Source organism: Actinomadura sp. NPDC049382 (assembly GCF_040677125.1).
In the GTDB taxonomy this organism is placed as follows: Bacteria; Actinomycetota; Actinomycetes; order Streptosporangiales; family Streptosporangiaceae; genus Spirillospora; species Spirillospora geliboluensis.
The window spans coordinates 23288-34466 of record NZ_JBFARO010000083.1; the positions used below are offsets into that span (position 1 = coordinate 23288).

The 11179-nt window shown below is 75.1% G+C and carries 9 protein-coding genes and 1 pseudogene; 4 read left to right on the plus strand and 6 right to left on the minus strand.

The genetic code is table 11. The features are described 5' to 3' along the window. Positions 1–16: 16 nt before the first annotated feature. Entirely contained in the window at positions 17–499 is a 483-nt protein-coding gene (locus tag AB0K34_RS32990) for a crosslink repair DNA glycosylase YcaQ family protein (protein WP_240807094.1), read from the plus strand. 8 nt (positions 500–507) lie between these two features. On the opposite strand, the gene AB0K34_RS32995 is transcribed toward AB0K34_RS32990, so the two are convergent. The 3 genes from AB0K34_RS32995 to AB0K34_RS33005 are packed head-to-tail and all read right to left on the minus strand — an operon-like array spanning position 508 to position 3816. Continuing rightward, on the minus strand, positions 508–1122 hold the full coding sequence (locus AB0K34_RS32995; protein WP_138632868.1) for a TetR/AcrR family transcriptional regulator: 615 nt from the start codon (positions 1120–1122) through the stop codon (positions 508–510). 4 nt (positions 1123–1126) lie between these two features. After that, positions 1127–2257 carry a hypothetical protein gene (locus AB0K34_RS33000; RefSeq protein WP_138632865.1) on the minus strand — a complete coding sequence of 377 codons (1131 nt, stop codon included), beginning with the start codon at positions 2255–2257 and terminating at the stop codon, positions 1127–1129. Between the two features lie 14 nt (positions 2258–2271). After that, positions 2272–3816, minus strand: coding sequence for a hypothetical protein (locus AB0K34_RS33005; RefSeq protein ID WP_301176472.1), 1545 nt, complete (start codon positions 3814–3816; stop codon positions 2272–2274). Between the two features lie 156 nt (positions 3817–3972). Between AB0K34_RS33005 and AB0K34_RS33010 the strand changes: the two genes are divergently transcribed. Beyond that, positions 3973–5145, plus strand: coding sequence for a PP2C family protein-serine/threonine phosphatase (locus tag AB0K34_RS33010; protein WP_301176471.1), 1173 nt, complete (start codon positions 3973–3975; stop codon positions 5143–5145). Here the strand turns inward: AB0K34_RS33010 and AB0K34_RS33015 are convergent. Beyond that, positions 5105–5383: a hypothetical protein gene (locus AB0K34_RS33015; RefSeq protein ID WP_138632856.1), complete on the minus strand. Its 279-nt coding sequence runs from the start codon at positions 5381–5383 to the stop codon at positions 5105–5107. The genes AB0K34_RS33010 and AB0K34_RS33015 overlap by 41 nt on opposite strands. Before the next feature lie 304 nt (positions 5384–5687). On the opposite strand from AB0K34_RS33015, the gene AB0K34_RS33020 reads away from it, so the two are divergent. Further along, complete coding sequence (locus tag AB0K34_RS33020) at positions 5688–8015, plus strand: LuxR C-terminal-related transcriptional regulator (RefSeq protein WP_301176470.1); 2328 nt, start codon at positions 5688–5690, stop codon at positions 8013–8015. 5 nt (positions 8016–8020) lie between these two features. Here the strand turns inward: AB0K34_RS33020 and AB0K34_RS33025 are convergent, their stop codons facing one another. Next, positions 8021–9496, minus strand: coding sequence for a serine hydrolase domain-containing protein (locus AB0K34_RS33025; protein ID WP_301176469.1), 1476 nt, complete (start codon positions 9494–9496; stop codon positions 8021–8023). Between the two features lie 73 nt (positions 9497–9569). On the opposite strand from AB0K34_RS33025, the gene AB0K34_RS33030 reads away from it, so the two are divergent. Then, positions 9570–10214 (plus strand): TetR family transcriptional regulator C-terminal domain-containing protein, encoded by a 645-nt coding sequence (locus AB0K34_RS33030; RefSeq protein ID WP_301176468.1) that lies wholly within the window; start codon positions 9570–9572, stop codon positions 10212–10214. A gap of 15 nt (positions 10215–10229) precedes the next feature. Here AB0K34_RS33030 and AB0K34_RS33035 read toward each other — a convergent pair. Beyond that, positions 10230–11179: pseudogene (locus AB0K34_RS33035) on the minus strand (ATPase); the annotation flags it as partial.

The window sequence follows — 11179 nt, forward strand, 5'->3', positions numbered from 1 at the left end:
TGGAGAGGCGTACCGGGTGTCAAGATCGGATCGTCGGGAGGAGCTGCTCGCGGCGCTGGGGCAGGCGGGCCGCGAGCAGAGCAACGCCACGGTGATGTACCACTCGGCGCTCAGCGCGCGGATGGGCCTCGGCATGACCGAGGAGAAGGCGCTGGACCTGCTGCAGCGGCTCGGCCCGCTCACCGCGGGCGACCTCGCGCGGCACTCCGGCCTGGCCCCGGCCTCGGTCAGCGGCCTGATCGACCGGCTGCAGGCCAAGGGGTTCGTCCGCCGGGTCCGCGACGAGGGCGACCGGCGGCGGGTGATCGTGGAGATCGACCCGTCCCGCGTCCAGGCGTTCGCCGAGCTGTTCGCCGACTTCGTCCGCGGCCTGGACGAGATGTACGCCGCCTACGGCGACGACGAGCTCGCGCTGATCCTCGACTTCCTGCGCCGCGTCACCGCCGTCCAGCGGGACGCCACGGCACGGCTCACCGACCAGGACGGCGCGGCCGGGTGACGCCCCGCTCAGCGCCCGGCGGGCACCGGCCGCCGCAGCGCGGGGGCCAGCCAGCGGCCGAGGAAGGCGCGCAGCTCGGCCTCGTCCCGCGGCGGCCCGCTCGGGTGCTGCAGCAGCGACGTCAGCAGCCGCAGGATGATCTCGGCGAGGCCGTCGAGGTCGCCGTCTTCCACGCCGGCGGCCGCCCAGTCCACGGGGTAGCGCCGCAGCATCCGGGCGCCGTAGGCGATCACGTCCGCGGTGATCGCGCCGCGGCCGAGGGCGCCGGAGTCCGCCAGCTGCAGCACCAGGCTCAGCCGCGGCTCCGCCGGGATCGTCCGCACGCAGAAGACCATGCCCTCGACCACGGCCTCGGCCGGGTCCCCGATGCCCTGGACGTGGGCGATCAGCCGGTCGACGAACGCCTCCGCGCCCTGCGCCGCGACCTCGCCGATGATGTCGCCGACCCGGGCGAAGTGGCGGTAGACGGTCTGCCGGGTGACGCCGAGCTCGTTCGCGACGTCGGTCAGGGTCGTCTTCGCGGCGCCGTGCCGGTCGACGCAGCGGGCGGTGGCGTCGACGATGCGCTGACGGGCCTCGGCGTCCGATGCGGGAGGGCTGCCTCCCCAGCCGTGGTGCGCCATCGCATCAGGATCCCACAGGCTCCGCGGCCGGGCGCGCCGCGACGGCGCGCAGCGCGGCGCCGATGAGCCCGGCCGCGGCGACGGCGCACAGCACGACGTACCAGAGGCTGCCGACCGGCGTGCCCTGCTCGGTGACGCCGCCGTCCGACGCGAGGTACGCGGGCATGGCGACCAGCCAGAGGACGGCGAGGACGCCGAGGTAGAGCGCCGGATAGACCCGCACGAACAGCGGCGACGCCACCGGCGGCACCGCTCCCCCGCGCGGCGCGCGCAGGGCGTCCGCGAGCAGCAGCAGCCCGGCGACCCAGACCACGGCCAGCTCGGCGCCGAGGATGGCGCGCTGGATCCCGAGCTGGTCCTCGCCCCGGAAGGCGCCGCTGGGCGCGCTCACGACGATCATCGCCAGCGGGGTCACCGCGCCCGCGACGGCCGACCGCCAGCCGACCTGCGCGCCGCCGAGCGCGGAGCGGCCCTCCCTCGGCCCGGTCAGGCGGACCACGAGGTAGGTCATCGCGCCGAAGGAGACCGAGGCGAACAGCAGCATGCTGTTCATCGGCACCGACGCGAGCGCCGGCTGGTTGATCATCTCGTTCCCGGGGTTCCACGCCCACCACTTCAGCTGCGGGCCCAGGTGGTCGAAGACCTCGTAGAAGACCTGGCAGGCGAACGCGACCGCGACCGCTCCCGCCAGCGGGCCGCGCCGCGCGAACACGCCGAGGGCCCGGACCAGCTCGTAGGCCAGCTGCGACAGCGCCGGGTAGAAGGCGATGATGTAGAGCGGCAGCCGGTCGTACATGAACTGCACGGTGAACACGTTGTGGGAGAAGATGAACCCGACGTGCTCCTGGAGGCCGAACCAGCCCGGGAAGTAGAGCGGCGGCTCGATCACGGCCAGGTACACCACCGAGGCGGTCCACAGCGAGAGGTTGACCGGGTCGCCGTCGCGCCTCCACCGCCGCCACGCGTGGACGAGGGCGAACACCGCGCCGCCGACGATGAGCAGCTCCAGGACCGGCATCGTGCCGTTCTCCAGGCCGAACGGGTCGCGGACGGTCATGAACGGGTGGGCGTCGCGGCAGGAGAAGCCCAGCCCGCCGGCGATGCGCTCGGCCACCGCGTCGCAGGTGCTGTCCATCGCTCGTCCTCCGCTCACGCGCCGACGAGGTCGCCGCGGTCGGGGCCCGCCGCCGCGGGCCGGCCGGTGTACCCGGTGAAGTCGGTGCCGGGCGGGTCCTCGCGCTCGTCGAACCCGCCGGGGACGACCGTGCGGCCGAGCCGCCGGCGCACCTGGTAGCGGACGATCCCGAACCAGAACCGGGGGTCGGCGGCCATCTCCCGGAGCGACCGGTCCAGGTTGAACACCTGCGCGAACGTCCGCTCGACGTAGGCGTCCTCGCGTCCGGCGGCGGTGATGGCGTTGAACACCGGCCAGCTGAAGCGGGCGGTCAGCCTGCGCCGCCAGGGCGCGGCGACCTCGGTCCCGGTCGCGAAGTCGTAGGCCTGGTCGCGGGCCATCGCGAGCATCCACGGCACGTCGAGGGACTTCTTCTGGAGGCCGAGGAACTCGCGGAAGAAGGCGTGGTCGAGGGCGTCGCGGCGGCGCAGCACCGCGCCGAGGATGAGCGCGGAGCGGGCGGCCGAGCTCATGCCCTGGGCGTAGAACGGGTTGAAGGCGCAGATCGAGTCGCCGACGCAGACGAGCCCGGCCGGGGGCGTGCCGAGCAGGTCGAAGCGGCGCCACCGGTTGCCGGTGGAACGGGTCAGGTGGACCTCGGAGACCGGCGTGCACGCGCGGGCCGCCCGCCCGAAGGCCGGGGCGCGCACGCGGTCCACGGCCGCCTCGAACGCGTCCGTCCTGCTCGGCATCTTGATGCCCCACGACCCCATGCACACGATGGCCCGGTCGCCCTCGATCGGGAAGAAGTTGCTGAGGAACTCGTGCTCCTCGGGGTGGCTGCCGGTGTCCTGCGTCGGCGTGATGACCAGGTGCCTCCACCACCACGACTCCGGCCGCCGGTCGGCCGGCGGCAGGTCGTACCACCGCGAGGTGTAGGTGACCTTGGCGTCGAGGGTCCGCTCGGGCGGCGCGGGCCAGCCCGCCTCGCGGAGCCAGTCGACGACCGAGGACCCGCGTCCGAGCGCGTCCACGACCAGGTCGGCGGCGATGTACTCGTCGCCGGCGCCCTCGCCGTCGGCACGATCGCAGGCGCGGTCGTCGGCGCGGTACTCGACGCCCTCGACGCGCCCGCGCGCGGTGCCGCCGCCGGTCGAGCGGAGCCCGGTGACGGTCGCGCCCTCGCGGATCCGGATGGCCGGCAGCTCGCGGACCTTGTCCCGCAGGACCCGCTCGATGAGCAGCCGGGAGCCGTAGACCATCGTCATCGACCCCGACTTGCGCGGCGCCCAGCCGTCGTTCTCGCAGTACGCGGCGTCCATCGACGGCATCAGCCGCATCCCGCCGGCGGCGATCAGGGCCTCCTCGAACCCGGGGAAGATCTCGCCGATCGCGCGGCGGCCGGAGTTGAGCAGGAAGTGCGGATGCTTGCTCTGCGGGACGCCCCGGCGGTGCTCCGCGTCCGGCGGGATCCGGTCCCGCTCCAGGACGACCACCTCGTCGAAGTGCCGCGCGAGCACCCCCGCGGCGCACAGCCCCGCCACGCTGCCGCCGAGCACCACGGCCGTCCGTCCGCGCATCCGAACCTCCATTCATACAGATGATGGATGAATGTATGATTCACGGCGGACGCGCGTCAATGCCCCGGCTCCCCCGGCGCGCGGCGCCCCCGCACACCGCCGCCACGGTCCGTGTTCTAATGATCACAGGAATGACGGTTCCGGCGGGAGCGAAGGGTGCGCGTCTCGAACGATCCGGGCGGCCCGGCCGCCGCCCCGAGGCGGAGCGGGCGCGCCGCGCCGCTCAGCTGGCCGGCCGTGGTGCTCTGGCTCGTGGGGATCACGGCGGCCCTCGCGATCACCGGCGTCGTGCTCAGCCGGGAGACCGGCCTCGCCCCCTTCCTGGTCTTCCTGCCGACCCTGATCTCCGGGCGGGGAACGGTCCGGCAGACCGCGGTCGCGTCCGCGTGGGCGACCCTGGTCATCGTCGGCTCCCTCATCCGCAGCCCGCTCGGCACCCCGGCGGCGAACGCGAGCGTCCTCGTCTTCGCCGTCGCGCTGAACGGGCTGAGCGTGGCCCAGGCGGCGCGGCGCGTCCTCCGGGAAGGGGAGATCACCCGGCTGCGCTCCGCCGCGGCGGCCCTGCAGCGCCAGATCCTGCGCCCGTTCCCCCTCACCACCGGCGAGCTCACGGTCCACGGCCTGTACGAACCGGTCGAGGAGGACAGCCTGGTCGGCGGCGACGTCTACGAGGTCGTGGCCACGCCCTACGGCAGCCGCGCGTTCATCGCCGACGTCCAGGGCAAGGGGCTGCCCGCGATCAGCACGGCGTTCTCGGTGCTCAGCTCCTTCCGCGAGGCGGCGCTGGCGGAGCCCACCCTCGGCGGCGTCGTGGCGGCACTCGAGGAATCGGTGCTGCGGCACAACTCCTTCGCCGTCCAGACGGGCGAGGAGGAGCGCTTCGTCACCGCGTTCGTCCTGGGCGTCGGCGCGGAGACCAAGGTCCAGGCCATCAACTGCGGCCACATCCCGCCCTACCTCATCGACGAGGAGCGCACCGGCCGGGTGCCGCTCGGCGAAGCGTCCGTACCACTCGGGCTCGCCTCGCTCAGCGGCGAACCGCGCCCCGTCAAATGGTTCGACTTTCCGTACGGCTCCACACTTCTGCTGTGCACCGACGGCGTCACCGAGGCCCGGAATCCGGCCGGCGCCTTCTACCCGCTGGAAGAGCGAGTGGCCTCGTGGAAGGGCGTCCCCGCCGAGGACATCGCCCCGACCGTCCGCCACGAGTTGCAGGAATACACGCGCGGCAGATTGGCGGACGACACGGCGCTTCTCATCCTCCACAGAAAAGCCGCCACAAGCGCGCCTACCGAATCGTCGAATCCGGCAGAAGACCCTCAACGGTGACCGCGCCGGAATCGGGATCGCGGACGCCGGTGGCCAGGAGGCCCGCGTAGTCGTACTCCGGGTTCCGCCGCAGCCCGAGGCGGACGGCCCACAGCGACCCCCGAGCGCCCGGCGGTTCCGCCCGCAGCGCCGCGACCAGGGCCTCCAGCGCGCGGGCCCGGTCGCCGCTGACCCCTCCGGGACCGGCGCGCGTCCCGTCGCCGCTCCGCACGTCCCAGCTGTACAGGTCGACGGTCACGCAGTGCCCCCATCCCCCGTCGCGGGGCCCCCGCCCCGCCCGCCGCCCGCGGGAGGCGGCCGGAGACTCCCCCTCGGATCTCCGGCCGCCGGCCCGGCGCACCCGTCAGGGCGCCCGCGGCCCGCCCCGTCAGGCCGGGACACATCGTGGCGGGACCGCCGGCGCCGGCGCATCGGTAGAAGAACCGATTCGCGTACCGATTCGGGAGCCGTTCGCGAATACGGTAGCCGTCCGTGTCCCGTTGACTACACTTCAAGAGTCCCCCTGGTAGCCGGACTGACGGCTTAGCTGACTGGAGGCGGCCTTGTCGCTGACCGCGGCCCTGGAACGGCAGACGGGAAGACTGCCCGCGGAACTCACCAGCTTCATCGGCCGCAAGGCGGAACTGGAGCAGGTACGGCGGCTCGTCGAGACGCACCGGCTCGTCACGCTGACGGGGCCGGGCGGCGTCGGCAAGTCCAGGCTCGCGGTGCGCGCCGCCGGCCTCGCGCAGGACGCCTTCGCCGACGGGGTGGCCTTCGTCGGGCTCTCCGGGCTGACGGAGCCGACCCTGCTGGCGCAGACGATCTGCGACGCGCTCGGCGTGGCCGAGCGGGGCGACTCCGCCATCGCGCGGCTCGCCGACCACCTCGCCGACCTGCGGCTGCTGCTCGTCCTCGACACCTGCGAGCACCTGGTCGACGACTGCGCGATGCTGGCCGAGCTGCTGCTGCGGGCCGCGCCCGGGCTGCGCGTCCTCGCGACCAGCCGCCAGCCGCTCGACGTGATGGGCGAGCACACCTTCCGCGTCGCGCCGCTGGGCCGGCCCCGGTCCGGCCCGGCCGCCGACGGCGAGGAGTGCGACTCGGTGAAGCTGTTCGCCGAGCGCGCCGCCGCGACCGTCCAGGGGTGGACGCTCACCCGCGACGACCGCGACGTCGTCGTCCGGCTGTGCGACCGCCTCGACGGCATCCCGCTGGCGATCGAGCTCGCCGCCGTCCAGCTGCGGACGTTCTCGCTGGACCAGATGCTCGGCCGGCTCGGCACCCACCTGTTCCAGGTCCGCGGCCGGCGCACCAGCCTGCAGCGCCACCAGACGCTGCGGGCGGCGGTCGACTGGAGCCACGAGCTCTGCTCGGCCGAGGAGCGGCTGCTGTGGGCGCGGCTGTCGGTGTTCGCCACCGACTTCGACCTGGACGCGGTCGAGCAGGTCTGCGCCGGCGGCGGGCTGCCCGCCGCGCAGATCGTCGAGGTGCTCACGGGCCTGCTGGAGAAGTCGGTCGTGCAGCGCGCCGACCGCGGCGGCCGCGTCCGCTACCGGATGCTCGACACCCTGCGCGAGTACGGGGCCGAGCGCCTCGCCGCGGACGGCGCGGGCGAGGAGGTCCGGCTCCGCGACCGCTGCTTCGACTGGTACGCCGGGCTGCTGCGCCGCGCCCGCCTCGACCTGTCCAGCGCGGCGCAGGTCCGCTGGCTCGACTGGTTCGGCTGCGAGCGCGCCAACATCCGGGCGCTGCTCGGGCAGGTGCTCACGACCGCGGACGAGGAGACGCTCCGGGAGTCCATGGCCGCCCTCGGCCGCTTCTGGGCGCTGAACGGCCTCCTCGGCGAGAGCCGCCACTGGATGGACCGGCTACTGGAGACCCGCGACACCACCGGGCCCGGCTGGTCGGACTTCCTCACGGTGGCCGCGCTGACGATGACGCTGCAGAACGACCTCGCCGTCTCGGGCGAACTGCTGGAGCGGGCGCTCGCGCAGGCGCGGGCGGAGGGCGACCAGGACGGCGCCGCGGCCGCCCTCGCCGGCCAGGGCGCCGCGGCCCTGTTCGCCGGCGACTTCGACCTGTCGCTGCGGCTGCTCGGCACCGCCGGCGACCTGTACGGCGAGACGGGCTACGACGACCTGTTCGTCCTGCTCACCGAGGTGTTCCGGGCGGTGGCGTACCTGTTCAAGAACGACCTGCCCGCGGCCGTCGCGCACGGCGACCGGGCGGTCCGGCTCGGCGAGGAGCGCGGCGAGCTGTGGGCCCGCTCCTACGGCATGCTCGTGTGCGGGCTCGCGCTGTGGCTCGCCGGCGACCTCGACGAGTCGCTGGGCCGGCTCCGCCGGTCGCTCCGGATCAAGCGCGACCTCAACGACGGGCTGGGCGTCACCCTCGGCCTGGAGGGGATCGCCGGATGCCTGTGCAGCGGCGGCGAGTTCGTCCGCGCGGCGCGGCTCCTCGGGGCGTCCGACCGGATGCGCGAGACCACCCAGACCGCCTGGTTCGGCCCCCACCACGCCGTGCTCCGGGACGTCCACATCGACCAGGCGGTCACGGCCCTCGGGGAGGAGCGGTACCGCGCGGCCTTCGAGGAGGGCCAGCGGATGCCGCTCGCCGAGGCCGTCGACGACGCGCTCGGCGAGCCGGCGGCCGCGCCCGGCGCGCCCGCGGCCCGGCCGGCGGGCGGCGCGCACCCGCTGACCGAACGCGAACTGCAGGTCGCGGTGCTGGTGGCCGAGGGGCTGTCCAACCGCGACATCGCCGAGCGGCTCACGATCGCCAAGCGCACCGCCGACTCCCACATCGAGCACATCCTCGCCAAGCTCGGCTACTCCTCCCGCGCCCAGGTCGCCGCCTGGATCACCGCCCAGGACGCCTCGTCCCCCTGAGCAGGTCAGCCGGTGCGGCGCCTTCTCGATCGCAGGGCGAGGACGAGGCGCAGCACGGCGGTGGCGGCGCCGGCGGTGGCGGCGGCGCCGAGGGCGGCCGTCGCGTCCGGGACCCACGTCCAGACCTGGCGCAGGCCCATCCGCATGAGCGGGACCGCGGCGATCCACGGCAGTGCGCCCGCCAGGATCCAGGCGGCCGTCGCGGCGGCGGCGCGCGGTCCGGTGGCGGTGGACGCGGGGCGGCGCAGGAGCCATGCCGCGCGTCCGGCGGCGAGGATGAGCGCGGCGGCCAGCGCCGTGGTCGTGCCGACGGCCAGGTAGTACGGCGCGGCGGACGGGGCGGGGCTCTGCCGCCCGCCCGCGAGCATGCGTGCGGCGCCGAAGCCGATGTGCATGACCGCCCCGTCCTGGAGGAGCCCGTACATGTTCTGCTGGAGGACCAGGGCGAGGTTCCGCTCCGGCAGCAGGAACAACAGCGCCGAATAGCCGGGGGTGCCGCCGGTGTGCCAGACGGCGCGGTCCAGCGGCGCGTCCAGGCCGCCGACGCGCCAGCCCAGGCCGTAGCCCGTCCCGGCGCCGGTCGGCTGGAGCGTGCCCTCCCGGCGCATGAGCCGCACCGATGCGGGCGATAGGACGCCCGGTGCGCCGCGGAGCTGGAAGGCGGCGAAGGCGGCCAGGTCCCCGAGGTCACCGCCCAGATAGCCGTAGCCGGCGCCGGAGTCGTCGATCCCGTCCGCGGTCGCGGCGGGCAAGCCCCACAGCAGCTGGTGGCCGGGGGCGAGGCGGCGCTCGCGCGCTGAGGCCGCGTCGGCGATGGTGCCGTCCATGCCCGCCGGGGCGAGCACCACCTCCCGCAGGTAGTCGGCGTAGCGGCGGCCGGTGACCGCCTCGACCACGGCGGTCAGGACCAGGTAGTTGGCGCTGGTGTAGGCGTAGGCGGTGCCGGGCGGGCCGAGGGGCTCGACCCCGTCGAGGGCGCGGAGGCGTCCGGCCGGGCGGGGGCAGCCGGCGTCCAGGCAGTCGGCGACCTTGACGGTGGCGGAGGCGGGCAGGCCGGAGGTCTGGTGCAGCAGGTGGCGGATCGTCACCTTGGAGGCGTGCGCCGCGCCGCCGAACCGGAAGCCGGGCAGGTGCTCGGTGACCCGGTCGTCCAGGCCGAGCCGGCCCGACTCGACCAGGGCCATCACGGCGGTGGCGGTGACCGGCTTGGCGACCGAGCCCCACAGGAACGGGGTCTCGGCCGTGACGGGGTCGCCGCGGCCGTCGGTCCCCCACCAGCGCTGGTGGACCGGGCCGCCGGGGCCGACGACGGCGTAGGAGAGCCCGGGGACGCGGGCGGCCTTCATCCGGTCCCGGACGAAGGCGTCGATGTCCCCGTACCGGTCGGTCCGGGCCTCGGCCGGCGCGATCGGGGTGACGGCGAGCAAGCAGAGCAGCAGGGCCGCCAGGCCCGCGGCGGCACGCCGCAGACGGCTGCGCATGGGGTCCTCGCAAGGGGTGAGCGGATAACAATACGGACATACGGTTTTTATCGTACGGTGGTATGGTTATCAAGTGCCGAGGACAGCCGACCATGAGCAGCGCCGCCGGCAGATCGCGGTCGCCGTCTGCGCGCTCATCTCCGAGCACGGCCTGGACGCCGTCACCGTCGCCCGCACGGCCGCCGCCGCCGGGATCTCGGTCGGCCTGGTGCAGCACTACTTCCGCACCAAGGACGACATGCTCCTGCACGCGTTCGACCACGTCAGCGCGCGGATCCGGAGCAGGATCGACGAGCGGGTCCGGGCCGGGACGCAGCACCGGCGGCCCATCTCGCACGTGCTGGCCGAGGCGATGGCGGAACTGCTGCCGCTGAACGAGGAGCGCCGCACCGAGTTCCGCGTCGCCCGGGCCTTCGCCGGCCGCGCCCTGGACGCCCCCGCCCTCGCCGAGGTCGACATCCGCACGGCCCGCGCGCTGCGCGCCGACCTCGCGCGGGCCGTCCGCAACGGCAAGGAGTGCGGGGAGGTCGAGCCCGGCCTGGACCCGTGGCCCGCGGCCGTCCGCCTCGCCGCCGTGACCGACGGCCTCGCCGCCCAGGTCTACCGCGATCCCGGCGGCGTGGACGGCACGCCCGCCGAACGGCTGGCGGGCGCGATCATCGAGGCCGAACTCGCCGAGGTCTTCACGGGCGAGTGCCGCCAGTACCGGGCACGGTGACCGGGCCCGGCTCCGCTACCGGACGGTCATGGGCGCCAGGCCGAGGGCGGCGAGCGCCTGCGCTCCGCGGGCGGTGTGCTCGCCGCCCGCGAGGACGGCGGTCCGGGCCGACTGGTAGCGGCAGCCGGCGGCGTCGAACGCGTCCGCCGTGGCGAGCAGCCGCTTCGTGTCGCCGTCCAGCAGTGCCTCGGCGCGCTCCACGATGGCCCCGGCCACCGGATTGCCCGCCGTGAGCTTCCGGGCGTCGGCCAGGCGCCGGCCGGCGTCGGGTGCGCCGGCGAGCACGCTGGCCTCCGCGCGGAGCGCGACGTACCAGTGGAGCCAGGTCCAGGTGACCCACCTCCAGACCTCGCCGGGCTCGTGGGCCGTCCGCTCCAGCGCTTCCGGCGCCTGTCCGCGGTGGAGGAGCAGCATGGCGTCGAAGACCGCGCCGTAGCCGTGGAGCCGGCTCGGCGACGCGCCGACCCCCTCCAGGACCTCGTCCCACTCCCGCCGGGCCTCCCCGTCGCCGCGCAGGCTATGGACCGTGGCGACGGCGGTCACCGCGGGTTCGAGGTCCGCCCGGACGGGGTCGCCGCTGCGCCGCCACGCGTCCAGGAGCCGGACGGCGCCGCCGAGCACGCCGTCGACGTCGCCCGCGAGCGCGTCCGCGACCAGCTGCCAGCTCGTCGCGCGGTGCCCCACCTCGGCCAGCGACGGGTGGTCGGCGAGCCGCCGCGCCCAGCGCCGGGCGCCGGGCAGGTCCCCGGCGCCGATCGCGGTCTGGGCGGCCTCGCCGAGGGCCTGGACGAACTCGTGGGTGACGGCGGGGCCGGCCGGCGCGGACTCCAGGAGGGTGACGCGGCGGCGGGCCGTGGCCGCCGTGGCGAACGGGTCGCCGACCCAGCTCTGCACGGCGGCGAGCGCGTCGAGCGCGGCGGACTCGGCGGGCGGGGACCCGGTGCGGTGGGCGAGGTCGACCGCGC

Coding starts and splice junctions, on each gene's coding strand:
- AB0K34_RS32995 (WP_138632868.1), bottom strand. CDS start 1,122: ATGGCGCACCACGGCTGGGGAGGCAGCCCTCCCGCATCGGACGCCGAG.
- AB0K34_RS33000 (WP_138632865.1), bottom strand. CDS start 2,257: ATGGACAGCACCTGCGACGCGGTGGCCGAGCGCATCGCCGGCGGGCTG.
- AB0K34_RS33025 (WP_301176469.1), bottom strand. CDS start 9,496: ATGCGCAGCCGTCTGCGGCGTGCCGCCGCGGGCCTGGCGGCCCTGCTG.
- AB0K34_RS33005 (WP_301176472.1), bottom strand. CDS start 3,816: ATGCGCGGACGGACGGCCGTGGTGCTCGGCGGCAGCGTGGCGGGGCTG.